The organism is Streptomyces sp. NPDC057302 (genome assembly GCF_042667685.1).
GTDB lineage: Bacteria > Actinomycetota > Actinomycetes > Streptomycetales > Streptomycetaceae > Streptomyces.
Genome location: NZ_JBHUZJ010000032.1, coordinates 38,670 through 54,774 on the forward strand (window position 1 = coordinate 38,670; position 16,105 = coordinate 54,774).

A 16,105-nucleotide genomic window follows, 5' to 3' on the forward strand; every position below is an offset into this window, starting at 1 on the left:
TCACGCTCCCCGTTCGCGACAGGCAGTGTCCGATGGCCTGCGCCGGGGACACTATCAGCCCGCCCTTGGCGGTCAGGGCGCTGTCCGGCTCCTCAGGAGGACCGGCAGCGCTCCGGCGGCGTTGGACGAGTAGGAGGCCACCGGCCGCGGCTCACCGTCGAGTTCGACGTCGAACCGGCCGTGCAGCGCACGCAGGGCCGTCGCGCCCATCATCTTCGCCAGCGGAGCGCCGATGCAGTAATGGACGCCGTGGGAGAACCCGAGGTGGGAGGCGGCGGCCTGCCGCAGGACGTCGAACTCCTCGGCTGTGGAACCGAATTGACGTGGGTCGCGCCCGGTGGCCGCGACATGGATCACCACGGCCTCGCCCGCCTCGATCCGCATGCCCGCGAGGGTCACGTCCTTGGCGGCGTAGTAGAACATCACCGTGCGGACCGGGCTGTCGCGGCGCAGCGTCTCGTCCACGACGGCCGACCATGCCTCCGACTCGCGTGCCAGGGCGAGCTGTTCGGGGTGGCGGACCAGATTCACCACCGCGTTCCCGATGAGGTTGGCGGTGGTCTCATGGCCCGCGAAGAGGAACAGGAGCAGGGTCTCCATCAACTCGGTCCCGCTGAGGCTGCCCTGTCCGTCACCGTGGGCGGAGATGAGCGCCGAGGTCAGATCGTCGCCGGGCGCCGCGGTCTTCTCCGCGATCAGCTCACCGATCACGGCGACGAGCCCCGCCTTGGCCGCCGGTGCCTCCGCGGCGCGGCCCTCGTCGTGCAGCGCCGCGAAGTTGTCGGCGAGCTGCTCGCTCTTGTCCAGGTCGAGCCCGAACAGGCTGCAGATGATGGCCATGGGCAGCGGCAGAGCGAAGGCCTGCCGCAGATCGACCGGGCCCGGCGCGGTCGCAAGCCCGTCGAGCAGGCTCTCGACGATCTCATCGACGCGCGGCCGCAGTGCCTCGATCCGGCGCGGCGTGAAGGCCTTGCCGACCAGCTTCCGCAGCCGGGTGTGGTCGGCCCCGTCCGCGTTGAGCATGCCGGAGAGCGTGATCAGCTCCAGCAGGGGCCAGCTGTCGGGCACTTCACCGTCGGTGTACGCCCGCCAGTGTGCCGGGTTCTTGCGGAAGTCAGGGTGGGTGAGGATCTCGCGCGCGGTGGCGTGGTCCCCGGTGGCCCACACCTCCACGTCACCGGTGAGCCGGACCCGCACCACCGGGCCCTGGTCCCGGAGGCCGCGCCCCTCGGCCACGACGAGGTCGCGCGGGTCCAGCAAGGTCACGTGAGGCGGCGTCAGGTCAAGCATGAAGGGGAACCTCCGAGACAGGGACCGAGCGGGCGGTCGGGGCGAACCGGACGGGCAGGGACTCCAGGGCGCGCACGATGACCGAGGGGCGCCACGTCAGGGACGCGCCGTCGGCGAGGCGGACATCGGGCAGCCGCTGGAGCAGGCAGTCGACCGCCGTCACCGCGATCGCCTCGGCCAGGTCGGGGAAAGGACACTCGTGTTCCCCGGCGCCGTAGGGGAGGTTGGCCTCGCTGTGGGCGGCCATCGCGGCGCGCTCGGCGTCCGATCCCATGCACGGGTCCTGATTGACGGCGGCCAGGTCGAGGACGAGCATGTCGCCGGCCGCGATGTCCTGCTCGCCCAGGCGGGTGTCGCGCGTGGCCCAGCGGCCGATGACGCGCTGCAACGGAGGCTGCTCCCACAGCGTGGCCCGCATGATCCCCTCGATGTCGGCGAGGCCGTGGTTCACGTCGTTGCGCATCCGCACGCTGTTGACCTGCCGCTCCAGGCCGTTCGAGATCCAGTTGCCCATGGCGCCCATGGCGGAGGCCAGCGTGAGCCACACCTGTTCGCGGATCTCCTCGTTGCTGCGGGCGATCTCCTGCGCGCTCCGCGCGGTGTCCTCCTCGATGAGCCAGGCGATCGCGTCGGCACCGAGCTCCCGCCGCCGGTAGGCGATGTGGGCCTCGATGACGTTCATGATCTGCTCGTTGGCCTGCCGCGCCTCGTCCCCGCCGTCGAGCAGCGCGGGCAGGGCCGTCACCAGCCGCAGCGCCGCCTGCTCGGAGAAGCCGAAGATGCGCATCAGGACCATGAGAGGCAGCTGCGCGGCGTAGTGGGCGACGAGGTCCGCGCTCCCTGTCTCGCAGAACTCGTCGATCAGGCGGTTCGCGCGGTCGCGGGTGTAGCGGCGCACGGTCCCGGGCCGGGTCCGGCCCAGACTGCGGGTGAGGGCTCCGCGCAGCCGTGTGTGCTCCTCACCCGTGGCGAACAGGGCGTTGGGGCGTTCCTGCGTGTGCAGCGCGAGCGACCAGTCGGCGGGTACCGGGCCACGCGGCTTCCAGGGCCGCGGACTCCGGCTGAAGAGCACCCCCTCGCGCATCACCCGCTTCGTCTCCCCGAAGCCGATGACGAGCCAGCCGAAGACGCCGTCCAGAGTGACGGGGACGACAGGGCCGTGCTCGGCCCGCATGGTGCGGTACATCTCCCGCGGGTCCGGGTGGGCGTCGATGTCCGCCAGGGGCAGCGCCGCTTGGTGGGCGGGGCAGCCGACGGGAGGTAACGGGCTGCTGGCACCAGCGGGAAAATCAGGATATGAAGTCATGGCACCGATTTCGTTGACAACAATTGGGGAATGCCGCAGCGTACGGCTGGCTCGAACACTCCGTATACGGCCCTGATCAGGTCTGTGATCTTCCAGTACCCCGCGACAGAGTGTCAACGATTGGGGAACCGTGCAGTGGGGGTCGGTGCGGAAGTGGCTATCCTCAGACGACCCATCGTGTCCCGTGGCCCTTGGAGACCTACAGGTGAACGCAGACGCCGACCCCGGAGGAGGCGACATCGACCGCCTGCTGGCCGGTGCCCACCCGGACGCACGGCGGGAGGACGCGCCCAGGGAGTACCTCCTGAGGTTCGCCGTCGACCGCTTCCTCGTCGATGTCGACGCCTACGCGGGCCGATTGGGCAAGACCCGCGGGGACCTGCTGCCTCCGCGGCACGTCTCCTACATGACGGGGATCGCCCCCGAGCGCGCCCAAGCACTGCTCGACGGGGCGCCGCTGACCGACGAGGAACCGGCGGAGGCCAAGGCGCGGGAAGGCTTCCGGCTGGCCCTGCTGCTGCCGCGCCTGCGCTTCCTCAGGGCCACCCGACTCAACCCGGCCACTCAAAAGCCGTACAAGGACGCCGACATCGCCGCCAGGACCGGCATCACGCGACAGACCGTCTGGAACATCTTCAACGGCGAGCGCAAGCCCCGGCACGACATGGTCGGCACCCTGGAGACCTTTTTCGACGTGCCCCTCGGGTTCTGCTTCCGCAGTGAGGGCGAGGCGCTCGTCGAGCATTTGAAGCGCATGGTCAACGAGGATCTGCCGAAGCTCGCGACCAGGCTGGCCCTCAAGCGGCTGGGGGCCGACAGCCTCGCCCTGCGCAGCACCGGCGAGGTCGACGTGTTGCGGGACATCCTTCCGGCCCTCGACACGCTCGCGCTGCAGGAGCGCGCGCGACGGGTGGCGCCGGAGCCGCAGGACGAGTAGGCGTGAGTGCCCCAATTGTTGACAGGCCGTCGGGCATCCACAAAGATCGACGTGATCCCAGGCTCGGTCGACCTTTGAGGAGCACATCATGGCCCTCCAGCCGGCCGCGTCCGCTGCCCTTGAGACCGTTCCGCCCGCCGACCGCGTGGCGGTGGTCGTGGCTCCCTACGGTGACGACGGCGCGTACGCGGGCGAGTTCACCGCGCGCGGCTGGCCCTGCGTCGCGATCGAGCTGGCCCCCGCGATGCTCCCGCCGGAGCTCGCGGGCTCCACCGTCACGGGGGAGTACCGCCACCGGATCGTGCACACCGGATCCCTGCGCGAGACCGTCAAGTTACTGGCGCCCCACCGGGTGGGAGCGGTGGTCGCCGGAAGCTCTCTGGGCGTCGATCTCGCCGACCAACTGGCCGAGCAACTGCGGCGCACGGGCAACGACCCCTCCAGCTCGCTGCTGCGCCATGACATCGGGCTCCAGGCCGAGACACTGGCGGCCGCCGGCGTGGCGGCCCCGCGCGGCATCCGCACCGCGAGCCTGGCCACCGCGCTCGACTGGGCCGCCTTCTACGACCTTCCGGAGTACGTCGTCGCCGCCGCCGACACCGCGCTCGAAGCTCCCACCAGGCGCTGCCGCTCCGGCTACGACCTCGCCGTGGCCTGGCGCGCGATGCGCCAGAACGCCCATCAGCAGGGCCTCGACCCGCACTTGGTCCTCCAGGAACACCTCTGCGGCACCGTCTACCACCTCGACACCGTCACCGGACGCGGCCCGAGCGACGCGGTGGAGCACCGTGTCACCCGCATCTGGGCCGAGACCCGGACCCCCGCCGGACTGCACGACCGGTCCGACCTGGTCGATCCGCGCGGTCTCGCACCCCGGCTCCTGACCCTCTACATGCTGCGGGTCCTTGACATCCTCGGGGTGAGGACCGGCGTCCTGCGCAGCCGCCTTGTGGTCGTGGACGGGCAGGGCCCGGTCCTGGTGCGCGCCGAGCCCGGCCCGCCGATGGACGCCGCCGACACCGTCCTGCGCGAACTGACCGGAAGCGATCTCGTACAGGACGCGGTACAGGCCGTGCTCCCCGATCGCCCCCGCACCCCGGCACGTCCCGTGCGCCGACCGCACATTGCCCGCGTGTCCCTGATCGCCCCGCAGGACGGAGCGATCGACGAGGAACTGCTGCGTACGATCACGGCGCTTCCCACCGTCCGGCAGGCCGCGGGCGACCTGCGCCCCGGCGCCCGTGTGCGGCGCACCGTGAACCGGACCAGCTCCCCGGGCGAACTCGTCCTGGCCGCCGACAACCGCAGGGACGTCGACAGGGACCACCGAGCCATCAGGTCGGCCGAGCGCCGGGGCCTCTACCGGGGTGCGGCCACATGGTCCCCGCACCCTGCCCGTTAGGGTTCGCACCTGGAGCGCCCCAACACCCGCGGCGTCCGGCGGCCTTGACCGGAGCCCCGCGGCAGCCGCTCCACTCCACGCCCCCCACTTGCCGGGAACTGCCCGGCAATCGACCAGGAGGTCACCTTGTTCCACCGCAACACCGCACTGCGCCTCACCGTGCCGACCGCCGTGCTCGCCCTGGCCCTGACGGCCTGCGGCGGCGGCGATTCGAAGTCGGACAGCAGCTCCGAGGGCAAGCCGAAGGACGACGCGGCCGCGTCGCAGCCCAAGGAAGAGAAGCTGGCCGCAGGGGCGAGCACCACGGGGAAGGTGGACGAGGACGGGACCGCGATCACGTACGACGTCGCCGCGCAGAAGGTCGACCTGGGCACGGAAGCCGACGCGAAGAAGCTCGTCCAGGATCCCGAGGACGCCAAGGGCCTGGTCCCCGCGGTCGCCCACCTCAAGTTCACGCACAAGGGCGGCGCGGCGCTCACCGCGAGCCCCGACGTGGCGGACACCACGGAGATCTGGGCGGACGGCACCCGCGGCGGCCTGCTCATAGGCGCCGCCGAGGACGCGCCGGGCTGCGAGGACCCGCTGGACCTCGAAGGCTGGAAGAAGGGCGAGAGCCACGTCCTGTGCGAGACCTACCTGGTTCCGCAGGCCGCGAAGGACCTGGAAGTCCACTGGGCGGAGAAGGAAGACGGCAAGCCCGCCATCTGGAGCCTGCCCGCCAAGTGAGGCGACGGCGCCAGGCGGAGGGAATCTAGCCGACGTTGCACCGGGGCTGTCGTCCATGTGGGGTCCATGTGGGCGACAGCCCCGGTGCGTTCGGAGCATGCGGTGCGTTCGGTGCGGGAACCGGCCGGATCAGCGGGCCGCCCGACAAACCAAGCGCAGCCCCACCGCGTCCTGTTGTTCCACGTCGCTGTCCGTCGCCAGATGGAGAGGGACGAAGAGGACCGTCCAGTAGAAGCCGAACAGCCAGCGTCCGACGAGCCGGAAGAGCCCCGGGCGCCCTCCGTCAGAAGCGCGGACCACGCGCAGCCCCGTGATCACTTTCCCGAGGCTTGCCCTGACCGCAAGGGTGAGCAGGACGTGGTTGACGAAGGAGACGCCGACGGCCACGCCGAGCGCCGATCCCCACACCACGGGCGACTGCGGCCGCAGTTCGACCACGCCGTCACTCACCTCCACACCGGCGGCGACACCGGCCGCGAGCCCGCAGACCAGCGCGACGATCGCGTCCACGACCGCCGCGGTTGCTCTGCGGGCCTGAGCGGGGGCGATGGAGCGGGTTGGGACGTACTGCTGATCGACCACGGTGCTGCTTCCGGCCTCTTCTTCTCTTCCTTGACTGTCCGCTGTCCATTGTCCCCTGCACGCTCTGCCCGGGACCGGCCGCCGTCAGTCGCGCAGGGCCACCAGGACGATCGCGGCCGATACGGCGCCCAGCGCTACGGCGGCGATGCCGTGCGAGAGCCGGTGGGTGCGCGGGACGGGCAGGAAGCGGTCGGCGGCGTACCTGCCGGGTCCTGCCAGTGCCAGGCTCACGGCGGCCGTGAGCAGGACCAGGTCGTACTCGATGCCGGCGGGGTTGAAGAAGCCGTTGCCCCACTTCGTGGCGATGGAGTTGAGCATGATCCCGAGGATGCCCGCCCCGGCGAGCGGGGTGAGCAGGCCGATGGCGAGACCGAGGCCGCAGAGCGTCTCGGTCAGTCCGGCGATCGTGGCCATCGCCTTCGGGGCGGAGTAGCCCTCGCTCGCGAAGAACCCGGCAGTGCTGTCGAGGCCGGAGCCGTTGAACCAGCCGAAGAGCTTCTGGCTGCCGTGGACGGCCATGGTCAGACCGACCACGCAGCGCAGCAGCAGGAGCCCGATGTCAGTGCCGTACGGCGAGGTGGCGAGCGGGGAACCGGCGCCGGCCGGAGCGGTGGTGTGCGTGCCGGTGGAACTGCCGGGAGGGTGAAGGGGCATGCGGATCTCTCCTGTTGATCGTCGGTCGGCTCGACCGATGGAGGTGACGTGATGGTGCCGACCGGTCCTGTCGGCGTGGGTGCGGGTGGAGAGATCCCGTCACGTTCTGATGACCTGGGTTCTGTAGAGGTCCACGGACGTCGTGTCCGGGGGAGAGACTCCCGGCGGCGCGGGCGCGTCGTCCCGCGCCGCGTACGAGGTCGCTGCCGCCTCGAAGGTGGGCGAGCCGGTCCGCTCGGGAGCGGGCAACGCCTCGTGCGGGGTCCTGCTCCCGCCCTCGTGACAGCCGCGGCCACCGGCTCGGTCACGGCCGCTGTCGAGGCTGTCGGCGTGCGGGCCGAAGGCGGCGGCGACCGCGCCCCGGTCCTGTGCGACGGACGCCACGGCGGTGCCCGACGGCCCGTCGACCCCGAGCAGGGGGACGAGGAAGAGGAAGGCCATGGCGAGGAGGACAGCGCACACCGCACTGCTCTGGGGTCGTGTCTCCCGTGTGGCCATGTCCGACCGATGGTAGGCCAGGGGCGGCGGCGCGCACAGGAAAGATCGAGTCACCTGATGGGAACGTCCACCGGATGACGGGCGATCGCGACGGGAGATGCCGGCGTCCCCCGCCCATAGCGTCCGGGCGTCGTCCCCACATGGCGGGCGAAGTGCCGGTTGAGATGGGCCTGGTCGTGGAATCCCACGGCGGTCGCGACCTCGGCGGGGCGTTGGCCGTCGAGCAGGAGGTGGCGCGCCCGGTCGATGCGCTTGCCGGTGAGGTAGGCGTGCGGAGGCAGGCCGTAGGTCTGCTTGAAGCAGCGGATCAGGTGGGTGGGGTGGGCGTGCAGTGCGGTGGCTGCCTGCTGGAGCGGGAGGCCGGCGGATATCCGGGAGTCAAGGAGCTCGCGCAGGGCCGCCGCGAGACGGCTGGCCTCCAGACCCGGTGCGCGCGGACGCAGCGCGTCGAGGTGGACGTGGAGGCGCTCACGGATGAAGGAGAGCCGCGACTCGGCTTCGAACTCCTCTCCCAAGTGGCCCAGTGAACCGTGCAGTTGGTGGATCCGCCGGCGCAGCAGGGCGTCTTCGAGGATGGGGCCGTCCACCGCGCCGTCCGCCAACCGCTGGGGGAGCACGGAGTCATCGAGGTAGAGCACGCGTTTGCGGAAGCCCGCCGCGGTGACCGTCCGCCCGTCGTGCGGCACACCGGGCGGCAGCAGGAGGACGTCGGCGGTGCCGGTCGCGTCATGGCGGCGGCGGTCCAGCGCGAAGTCGACCGCCCCGTCGTCGAGGATCATCAGGTCCCACGTGTCATGGGTATGGGCCGGATACGCGTGGTCGGTGAAGTGCGCGTGGAAAACCTCCGCGATCCCCGGGACCGACGGCCGCCAGGCCCTGATCGACGTGCGGGGATGCTCTGCGGTCATGCCAGGAACGTACAAGACCGGCGCAGTCCCGGCGCGGCAGTCTCATGGCATCAGCCGGACAGCGGGCGGACCCGGGAGGCCAAGGGTCTTCGGGCCGCCGGCCATGAGGAAGGAATGCCGCATGTCGAGGAAGCCCGTTCCCGTCAACATCGCCGACAGGCTGGCCGGGTTCAGCGAGTTGTGGTCGCAGAAGACGGTGGCCGTCCTCAACGACTACGAGGTCAAGCTGGCCAAGCTGCACGGGGAGTTCGTCTGGCACAGCCACGAGGACACCGATGAGCTGTTCCTGGTGATCAGCGGACGGCTGACCATTCAGCTCAGGGTCGGCGATGTGACCCTGGCTCCGGGGGAGCTGTTCGTGGTTCCCCGCGGGGTCGAGCACTGCCCGGTCGCGGAGGAGGAAACCGCCATTCTGCTCTTCGAGCCCGCGGGGACGATGAACACCGGCGACGCCGGAGGACCGATGACCAAGGCGGCCGAGCTCGTCCAGCCGCACTGACGGTGACGAGCGCCACTCCACCGGGTCCGGCCCGTGTCTCGTGGGCGCGGCCGGGCCCTGGAAGGGTGACGAGCGCCACCTCCCCGGCCATGGGCAGGCCATCGCTTTGTATCCTCGGCAGGCAGTGCCGATGCCCCCGGCGCCGCCGAGGCAGCTCACCCGCCCCGGCAGCGCCGACAACGTAAGGACACACCATGACCACCGAGCTGAGCCCCGACTCCTTGAGCGGGCTCCTTGAGCGGGCCCGCCAGGACTACCAGGACCTCGCAGGGCGCGGGCTCTCGCTCGACCTCACGCGCGGCAAGCCGTCGCCGGAGCAGCTCGACCTCTCCGAGGACCTGCTGAGCCTGCCGGGCGGGCGGCACACCTCCGCCGACGGCACCGACGTACGCAATTACGGCGGTCTGCAGGGTCTGGTGGAGCTCCGGGAGATCTTCGCGGACGTCCTCCAGGTGCCGGCCGGGCAGCTCCTCGCGCTCGGCAACTCCAGTCTCGAGCTGATGCACGACTGCCTGGTGCACGCCCTGCTCAGCGTGGTGCCGGGGGCCGAGTCGCGCTGGGTGGACCAGGAGCGGATCGCGTTCCTGTGCCCCGTTCCGGGTTACGACCGGCACTTCGGGCTCTGTGAGCGGTTCGGGATCGACATGATCCCCGTGCCGATGACCGCCGACGGCCCGGACATGGACGTCGTGGAGCGCCTCATCGCCGAGGACCCGACGGTCAAGGGCATCTGGTGCGTCCCGAAGTACAGCAACCCCGACGGTGTCTCCTACAGCGACGAGACCGTCGCCCGCCTCGCCTCGATGCAGGCTGCCGCGCCCGATTTCCGGATCTTCTGGGACAACGCGTACGCGGCCCACCACCTCACCGACGAGCCCGTCGAGATCGCCGACCTGCTGACCGCCTGCGCGGACGCCGGGAACGCGGACCGCGTCTTCGTCTTCGGATCCACCTCGAAGATCACCGCTGCGGGCGGGGGCGTCGCCTTCTTCGGCTCGTCGCCCGCGAACCTGAAGTGGCTGCTCGCCAACAACGTCAAGCGGTCGATCGGCCCCGACAAGATCAACCAGCTGCGGCACGTGATGTTCCTGCGGGACGCCGACGGGGTCCGCGCCCACATGGAGCGCCAGCGCGCCCTGCTCCAGCCGAAGTTCGAGGCCGTGGCCAGGATCCTGGAGGCGGAGCTCGGCTCGACCGGCCTCGCGAGCTGGACCGACCCCAAGGGCGGTTACTTCGTCACGCTCGAACTGGCCGACGGTGGCGCCAAGGAGGTCGTCCGCCGTGCCGCCGAGGCCGGCATCGTCCTGACCCCGGCCGGCGCCACCCACCCGCACGGCGACGACCCGCGCGACGCCACCATCCGCATCGCGCCCAGCTACCCGAGCCTCACGGAGCTCGAGCAGGCCATCGCCGGGCTCGCCGTGTGCGTACGCCTCGTGGGGTACGAGCAGCGCGTCGGCTAGGTCAGGTCCGCCGCCCCAGGGATAGGGCTGAAGCCGGGGGGCTGAAGCCGAGGGGCGAAAGAAGTGAGGCGATGCCCGCCGTGCCGTGTCGGTGCGGCGGGTGTCGCATATCGGGACAACTGACCGGCGTGTGCCACGTGTTCCCCCTCCTCCGGCTCAAGGCCGGTGTCGCCCGCCCTGTTTCGGCCAGTAAACTGCGCCCGCTCAGAAGCGTCGCAGGAGGCGAGGGGGAACCGTGGCACACGGGGGATATCAGGGTTGGGGGCCGGGCAACGGCCAGCCGCAGGGCGGTGGCGGCCCACAGCCGTACGGCCCGAATCCGTACGGCCCACCGCAGCCCGGCCCGTACCCGCCTCCGCACCCCCAGCCGTACCCCCACCCGCCGCAGCCCGTCCGGCGGCGGCGCTCCGGCCTGGGGTTCCTCTTCGTCTCGCCGCTGATCCCGCTGGTCCGCTCCGCCCGCCGCCGCGCCGAGGCGATCTTCAATCAGCCCGGCGCCGGTCACGTCCCGGACCGGATCGTGACGCGGGTGCAGCTGGGGCGCGCGATCGCCGGAGCGATCGCCAGCCTCCTGCTGATCTACACCTACGGCGCGGACGACGGCTGGAGCGGGGTCGCCAACGACGGCGTCGTGAAGCTGATCCTGGCCCCGCTGCTGCTCATCTTCACCGGGCCCCTGGTCGTCCTCGGCTTCATCCGCTACGCGCCCGCCGAGCAGCGGCGCGTGCTCCGCTCCCGGCTGCGCGCGCCGCTCAAGGCCGTGGGCTGGTACGTCGGCATCCTGGCGGGTGTCGTCCTCGTGCTGGCGGGCAGCGCCGTGCTCCTGAAGCAGAACTACGGCACGCTCGTGAACGGCCTGCTGGCGCTCGCGCTGCTCATCGGCCTGCTCTGGCTGCTGCCGTTCATGCTTTTCGCCTCTGCCTACGCGGCCCGCTACGCCTTCAACACGTCCAACGTGCACGCCGCTCTGCCGGCCGCGCTCACCGTCGTACTCGTCTGGGAACTGATGCTCTGCAGCGTCGCGCTCGAAGGCGGACTGCCGTACGGGCCGCCCGCCGCACAGTGGTGCGCGGTGCTCGGCGGCCCGGTGTCCGTCACGGCGGTGGCCCTGTGGGAACTGCGCCGCATGCGCACCCGGCACGGCGTCCGCATCCGAAACTGAGGGCGGATCGGATCATGCCTCTGTCGCGGGGCGGCGGCCTGGGCGGCGTGGCCGCCGCGCTCGCCGCCTGCCTGGCCGGGACCCGTGCCGTCGACGCGGCCCCCCGCCGGGGAGTCATGGGGCGGTGTCGGACAGGTGCTCGGGCTTGTCGAGCACCATCTCGAGCTCCAGCTTGGAGGGATCGTCCTTCATCGGGACGGTCTGTCCGGAGCGCACGAATCCGAAGCGCCGGTAGAAACTCTCGGCCCGCGCGTTGTCCTCGTGGACGAACAGGCGCGCCCGCGCCACGTCCTCCAGCGACCACGCCCACTCCACGGCCGTCTCGAAGAGCGCGTCGATCACGCCGCTCCCGCGGTGCTCGGGGCGGACGAAGACACCGACGACAAGCGCCTGGCGCTGCTCGACGGCCCTGCCGAACACGTCGTCGCGGCCCGCTTCCTCGATGAGCACGGTCACCGTGCCGCTCCAGGTCCCGTCCCGGTCCTCGGCCACGAACTGGCGCACCCGCGTCCCGGTGGACCCTCCCTTCGCCCGCTCCTGCCAGAACGAGTCCGGCTCCGCGGCGGCCTTCTCGTACGTCTCGAGAAAGGCGATCGGGGCTACCGGGTCCTTCAGCGCAAGGAGGCGAAGCTCCTTGACCTCGGGCCACTCATCGGCACGTATCGGACGGACGACATCACGGGAAGTCTGGCTCATCTGCCGGACCCTACGGGACAGCCGTTCTGAGGCACTACGGCATTTCCGCAGGCCGAAGCCCCCGCGGCGCCGCGGTTCACACTTCCGGCTCGGCCGCCACCATGCCCAGGAGCCCGGGGAACCGGCGCTCCAGATCTGCCCGGCGCAGCGTGGCCATCCGGCTGTTGCCGCGGGAGACCTGCTGGATCAGTCCGGCCTCGCGCAGCGCGCGGAAGTGGTGCGTGACGGTCGCCTTGGAGACCGGCAGCGCGAAGGAACTGCACGTGCGCGCGGTGCCGTCGGGCGCGGCCGCCAGCTCGCGCACCACGCGGCGGCGCAACGGGTCCGCCAGGGCGGCGAGCACCGGGCCCAGTCGCATCTCCTCGACGGCCGGGTGGCCTTCGTCGTCGGGCATGTCGGACACCTCTCCTCGGGTTCCCTCGACTCCCCTTCAGGTACGGCTTGCATCGTACCTCTGGGGTCGCTAACGTCCGGGACCTAGGTACGAGAATGATCGTACCTGTCGTTCGAGACATCTACCGAGGAGAGACCTCCCATGGACCAGCCGTTCACACTCGTCGGCACCGCGCGCCCCAAGCCCGAACGCGCCGCCGAACTGAAAGAGCTCCTGCTCTCGTTCGTCGAGCCGACACGACAGGAGCCCGGCTGCCTGGAGTATCACTTCCACGAGGACCGCGACGAGCCCGGCGTCTTCGTCTTCTACGAGGCCTGGCGCTCCCAGGCCGATCTGGACGCCCACCTGGAGCTCCCGCGCATGCGGGCCTTCTGGGAGCGGCGCATGGACTATCTGGAGGCCGACCTCGACATCCGGTTCCTGACGATGCACAGCCCCTATCGGTCCGCGCCCGCAGCTGCCGCCTGAGTGCGACCCCTGCCTGCCTAGAGGTGTGCGCCATCCGTCCGGGCCTCCAGCGCGACCATGTCCCCGCCGCCCAGTTCGTCGATGACGGGGCGTGCGGCCCTTCCTGGGCGGGTCGGCAAGAAAGTTCGTTCCGCCTCTTGACCGGTGGTCCGGTGCCGCGCACAGTACTCGTTAATGCGCATTACTAATACGCATTAACGATGAAGGGGCAGCGGTGGACGAACCCAAGAAGCGGGCCGGACGAGGTCGGGCGTCCGCCCCGGCAGGGCGCACCGGGCGCCCGCGCCAGGCCGAGGTCGCCCGGCTCGCGGGAGTGTCGCAGGCCACGGTCTCGCTGGTGCTCGCCGGGAAGAAGCAGGGGATCGCCATCTCGGACGAGACCCGGCAGAAGGTCCTCGACGCGGCGGCCGACCTGGGCTACGTGCCCGACCCGGCCGCCCGGCGCCTCGCGGCGGCGCGCAACGGACTGCTCGGAGTCTTCAGCTTCACGGCCACCTTCCCCACGGACGTGCAGCACTCGTACTACCCGTTCCTGGTGGGCGTGGAGCAGGAAGCGGCCGCGCAGGGCTACGACCTGGTGCTCTTCACCGGGTCGAGCTCCGGCGGGGCGGGGGCCACCGGGCCGCACGCGCTCAACAGGGCCAGGCTCGCCGACGGGTGTCTCTTCCTGGGCCGCCACGCCCCGGTGGACGAGCTGCGCAGGCTCGTGGACGACGGGTTCCCTGTAGTCCACCTGGGCCGCAGGGACGAACCGGAGGGCCTCGCCTGGGTCGGCGCCGACTATGTGAGCGCCAGCCGCGAAGTCGTCCACCGGCTCGCCGAGCTGGGGCACCGTCGCATCATTCTCGTACGCGAGGACGACGACGCGCCCGCCTCGACCGACCGTGAACGAGGCTTCCTGGAGGGGCTGGAGAGCGCGGGCCTGCCCGGCGGCGCCGATGCCGTCTTCCGCCGCGCCGACCCGGAACGGGCCCTCGGGAAAGAGCAGTTGCGGCAGTGGGTGGCGCAGGGCGTCACCGCGGTGGTGGCCGAGGAGACCGACAGCGGCGCGGCCTGGCGGGCGCTGAGCGCGGCTGCCCGTGACGCGGGCCTCGACTGCCCGCGTGACATCTCCCTCGCGGTGCTCGGCAGTCCGCCGCCCGACCTCGCCGACGCGCCGCAGCCCACGGGATTCGACATCCCCCGCGCGCAGTTGGGCGCGGCTGCCGTCCGGCTGCTCGCCACGCTCGTCGCCGGTGAGGACGCCGCCGAACCGCTGGTGGCCTGCACCTTCCGGCCCGGCGCCAGTACGGGGCCACCCCCGCCCAGGGCGCTGCCGGACACCGCCTGACCGGGTCCGGCCCGCAGCGGCAACGACCGCAGGGCCGCGTCGCACCACCCGAACCGCACCACCCGTACCGCACCACCCGTACAACACAGCACGACCCGTACAGCACAAGGAGAACCGTGATCCCTGAACCGGACATCCTCATCGTCGGCGGCGGCCTGGGCGGCGTGGCCGCCGCGCTCGCCGCCTGCCGGGCAGGCCGGACCGTCGTCCTCACCGAGGAGACCGACTGGATCGGCGGCCAGCTCACCTCCCAGGCCGTCCCGCCGGACGAGCACCCGTGGGTGGAGCAGTTCGGTACGACCGCCTCGTACCGCAAGCTGCGCGAATCGATCAGGGACTACTACCGCCAGTGGTACCCGCTCCGGTCGGAGGCGTCGTCCCTGACCCATCTCAACCCGGGGGCCGGCCGCGTCAGCAAGCTCTGCCACGAGCCCCGCGTCGCCCTCGCCGTCATGGAAGGCATGCTCGCGCCCCATCTCGCGTCGGGGCGGCTGACCCTCCTCACCGAGCACTGGGCCGTCGCCGCCGAGTCCGACAACGATGTCATCACCTCGGTGACCCTGGAGAACCTGCGCGACGGCGAGCGCACCACCCTGCACGCCCGCTACGTCATCGACGCCACCGAGACCGGCGAACTCCTCGAACTGGGCGGCGTCGAGCACGCCATCGGCGCCGAATCACGGGCCGAGTTCGGTGAGCCGCACGCACCCGAGGAAGCCCAGCCCCTCAACCAGCAGGGCATCACCGTCTGTTTCGCGCTCTCCCACCACGAGGGCGAGAACCACGTCATCGAGCGCCCCGTCGACTACGACTTCTGGCGCTCATACCAGCCCGACTTCTGGCCGGGACCGCTCCTCGGCTTCCTCGCCCCGGACCCGCGTTCGCTCGAAGCCGTCCCGCGTACGTTCGTGCCGAACCCGGAGATCGACCCGCTCGCCGTCAACGCCGACCAGAGCGCCGACGCGGGCGACAAGGAGCTGTGGGGCTTCCGCCGCATCCTCGCCCGCAAGCTGCACAGGACCGGAGCCTTCGACTCCGACATCACCCTGGTCAACTGGCCGCTCAACGACTACTGGTTGAAGCCCCTGATCGGTGGCGGCGAACAGACTTCGAAGCAGGCACTCGCCGAGGCGCGGCAGCTCTCGCTCTCGGTCCTGTACTGGCTCCAGACGGAAGCACCCCGCGAGGACGGCGGCACCGGCTTCCCCGGTCTGCGGCTGCGCCCCGACATCACGGGCACGGCGGACGGCCTGGCCAAGGCGCCCTACGTACGGGAGTCGCGGCGGATCAAGGCCGTCACCACCGTCACCGAGCAGGATGTCGCCATCGACGTCGTAGGCCCCTACGGGCGGACCGCCTACCGGGACTCCGTCGGCGTCGGCAACTACCGGATCGACCTGCACCCCTCCACCGGCGGCGACAACTACATCGACATCGGCTCTGTGCCCTTCGAGATACCGCTCGGCGCCCTCGTGCCCCGCCGCGTCCGCAATCTCCTCCCGGCGGGCAAGAACATCGGCACCACCCACATCACCAACGGCTGCTACCGACTCCACCCCGTGGAGTGGAACATCGGCGAGGTCGCGGGCGCCCTCGCCGCGCACTGCGTGTCCGAAGGGGTCGAACCCCACCAGGTCCAGGGCGAGGACAAGCGGTTCGACGAGTTCGCCCGGCTGCTCGACCGGGACGGCGTACAGCGCCACTGGCCCGACGTACGCGGTTACTGACCCGCGGAAGTGCCGGGTGGGACACCTCCACCAGTCGCCCCCCCCCCCCCCCCCCCCCCCCCC

The 16,105-nt window shown here is 71.2% G+C and carries 17 protein-coding genes; 9 read left to right on the forward strand and 8 right to left on the reverse strand.

What is annotated here, in order from left to right:
• Positions 1-72 precede the first annotated feature (72 nt).
• Together ACFUPX_RS22575 and ACFUPX_RS22580 are read right to left on the reverse strand one after the other, a co-directional pair.
• On the reverse strand, positions 73-1,290 hold the full coding sequence (locus ACFUPX_RS22575) for a cytochrome P450 (protein WP_383325305.1): 1,218 nt from the start codon (positions 1,288-1,290) through the stop codon (positions 73-75).
• A complete protein-coding gene (locus tag ACFUPX_RS22580; protein ID WP_383325308.1) occupies positions 1,283-2,596 on the reverse strand; it encodes a hypothetical protein in 1,314 nt (437 codons plus the stop codon). Before ACFUPX_RS22580 ends, ACFUPX_RS22575 begins: the two co-directional genes overlap by 8 nt.
• Before the next feature lie 205 nt (positions 2,597-2,801).
• Between ACFUPX_RS22580 and ACFUPX_RS22585 the strand changes: the two genes are divergently transcribed.
• The 3 genes from ACFUPX_RS22585 to ACFUPX_RS22595 all read left to right on the forward strand — a co-directional run bounded on the left by ACFUPX_RS22585 (position 2,802) and on the right by ACFUPX_RS22595 (position 5,661).
• Positions 2,802-3,533 carry a helix-turn-helix domain-containing protein gene (locus tag ACFUPX_RS22585; RefSeq protein ID WP_383325311.1) on the forward strand — a complete coding sequence of 244 codons (732 nt, stop codon included), beginning with the start codon at positions 2,802-2,804 and terminating at the stop codon, positions 3,531-3,533.
• Between the two features lie 88 nt (positions 3,534-3,621).
• Positions 3,622-4,935: a hypothetical protein gene (locus ACFUPX_RS22590; protein ID WP_383325313.1), complete on the forward strand. Its 1,314-nt coding sequence runs from the start codon at positions 3,622-3,624 to the stop codon at positions 4,933-4,935.
• A gap of 126 nt (positions 4,936-5,061) precedes the next feature.
• Positions 5,062-5,661: a hypothetical protein gene (locus ACFUPX_RS22595; RefSeq protein WP_383325316.1), complete on the forward strand. Its 600-nt coding sequence runs from the start codon at positions 5,062-5,064 to the stop codon at positions 5,659-5,661.
• Positions 5,662-5,790: 129 nt separating this feature from the next.
• Here ACFUPX_RS22595 and ACFUPX_RS22600 read toward each other — a convergent pair whose 3' ends face one another.
• From ACFUPX_RS22600 to ACFUPX_RS22615, 4 genes are all read right to left on the reverse strand, one after another.
• Positions 5,791-6,243, reverse strand: a complete 453-nt coding sequence (locus tag ACFUPX_RS22600) for an RDD family protein (RefSeq protein WP_383325319.1) — start codon at positions 6,241-6,243, stop codon at positions 5,791-5,793.
• A gap of 84 nt (positions 6,244-6,327) precedes the next feature.
• Positions 6,328-6,897 (reverse strand): DoxX family protein, encoded by a 570-nt coding sequence (locus ACFUPX_RS22605; RefSeq protein WP_383325322.1) that lies wholly within the window; start codon positions 6,895-6,897, stop codon positions 6,328-6,330.
• Positions 6,898-6,996: 99 nt separating this feature from the next.
• Positions 6,997-7,359, reverse strand: a complete 363-nt coding sequence (locus tag ACFUPX_RS22610; RefSeq protein WP_383325325.1) for a hypothetical protein — start codon at positions 7,357-7,359, stop codon at positions 6,997-6,999.
• 86 nt (positions 7,360-7,445) lie between these two features.
• Entirely contained in the window at positions 7,446-8,303 is an 858-nt protein-coding gene (locus ACFUPX_RS22615) for a helix-turn-helix domain-containing protein (protein WP_383325327.1), read from the reverse strand.
• 121 nt (positions 8,304-8,424) lie between these two features.
• Between ACFUPX_RS22615 and ACFUPX_RS22620 the strand changes: the two genes are divergently transcribed.
• The 3 genes from ACFUPX_RS22620 to ACFUPX_RS22630 all read left to right on the forward strand — a co-directional run bounded on the left by ACFUPX_RS22620 (position 8,425) and on the right by ACFUPX_RS22630 (position 11,427).
• Positions 8,425-8,802 carry a cupin domain-containing protein gene (locus ACFUPX_RS22620; RefSeq protein ID WP_383325330.1) on the forward strand — a complete coding sequence of 126 codons (378 nt, stop codon included), beginning with the start codon at positions 8,425-8,427 and terminating at the stop codon, positions 8,800-8,802.
• Positions 8,803-8,996: 194 nt separating this feature from the next.
• The gene (locus ACFUPX_RS22625; RefSeq protein ID WP_383325333.1) at positions 8,997-10,265 is read left to right on the forward strand and encodes an aminotransferase; all 1,269 of its coding nucleotides are present in this window, start codon (positions 8,997-8,999) and stop codon (positions 10,263-10,265) included.
• Positions 10,266-10,500: 235 nt separating this feature from the next.
• Positions 10,501-11,427, forward strand: a complete 927-nt coding sequence (locus ACFUPX_RS22630) for a hypothetical protein (protein WP_383325336.1) — start codon at positions 10,501-10,503, stop codon at positions 11,425-11,427.
• Positions 11,428-11,541: 114 nt separating this feature from the next.
• Here the strand turns inward: ACFUPX_RS22630 and ACFUPX_RS22635 are convergent, their stop codons facing one another.
• Positions 11,542-12,123, reverse strand: coding sequence for a GNAT family N-acetyltransferase (locus ACFUPX_RS22635; protein WP_383325339.1), 582 nt, complete (start codon positions 12,121-12,123; stop codon positions 11,542-11,544).
• A 76-nt stretch (positions 12,124-12,199) separates the two neighbouring features.
• Positions 12,200-12,517 (reverse strand): ArsR/SmtB family transcription factor, encoded by a 318-nt coding sequence (locus tag ACFUPX_RS22640; protein ID WP_383325342.1) that lies wholly within the window; start codon positions 12,515-12,517, stop codon positions 12,200-12,202.
• A gap of 141 nt (positions 12,518-12,658) precedes the next feature.
• Here ACFUPX_RS22640 and ACFUPX_RS22645 point away from each other — a divergent pair, with 141 nt between their 5' ends.
• The 3 genes from ACFUPX_RS22645 (at position 12,659) to ACFUPX_RS22655 (ending at position 16,042) form a co-directional block, all read left to right on the forward strand.
• A complete protein-coding gene (locus ACFUPX_RS22645; protein WP_383325345.1) occupies positions 12,659-12,985 on the forward strand; it encodes a putative quinol monooxygenase in 327 nt (108 codons plus the stop codon).
• A gap of 214 nt (positions 12,986-13,199) precedes the next feature.
• Positions 13,200-14,315: a LacI family DNA-binding transcriptional regulator gene (locus ACFUPX_RS22650; RefSeq protein ID WP_383325348.1), complete on the forward strand. Its 1,116-nt coding sequence runs from the start codon at positions 13,200-13,202 to the stop codon at positions 14,313-14,315.
• Between the two features lie 116 nt (positions 14,316-14,431).
• Entirely contained in the window at positions 14,432-16,042 is a 1,611-nt protein-coding gene (locus ACFUPX_RS22655) for an FAD-dependent oxidoreductase (RefSeq protein WP_383325351.1), read from the forward strand.
• The last annotated feature ends 63 nt before the right edge of the window (positions 16,043-16,105 follow it).